Below are 269 nucleotides of genomic sequence, written 5' to 3' on the forward strand. Positions count from 1 at the left end.
CCGTGATCGAGTGCAAGCGGAAAGCCAACGGTTAAAATGCGGCCTTTCCGGCTTCGCCCTCTTTCCAAAACATTTCAAGTTCCCCAGTAAACAGGTTTCGCGCCATTCGGTAAAGCTCGGTCATTGCGGTCTCGCGATCCATGCCGTCACATTCCAGGCCGATTTCATACTCGGCGCCTTTTTCTTTACTGATCGCCCAAATTTTCATTTTAGAGCCTCCATGATTTTTTGAAGTTGTTCGTCGGATAACTTTTGTATCAGGTCAAAGG

At 48.0% G+C, this 269-nt stretch carries 1 protein-coding gene; it reads right to left on the minus strand.

Annotated features, from left to right (window positions below; all coding sequences use genetic code 11):
* Positions 1-31 precede the first annotated feature (31 nt).
* On the minus strand, positions 32-208 hold the full coding sequence (locus tag FQ668_RS28670; RefSeq protein WP_178097182.1) for a hypothetical protein: 177 nt from the start codon (positions 206-208) through the stop codon (positions 32-34).
* Positions 209-269 lie beyond the last annotated feature (61 nt).

The organism is Pseudomonas sp. Kh14, from assembly GCF_900291005.1.
In the GTDB taxonomy this organism is placed as follows: domain Bacteria; phylum Pseudomonadota; class Gammaproteobacteria; order Pseudomonadales; family Pseudomonadaceae; genus Aquipseudomonas; species Aquipseudomonas alloputida.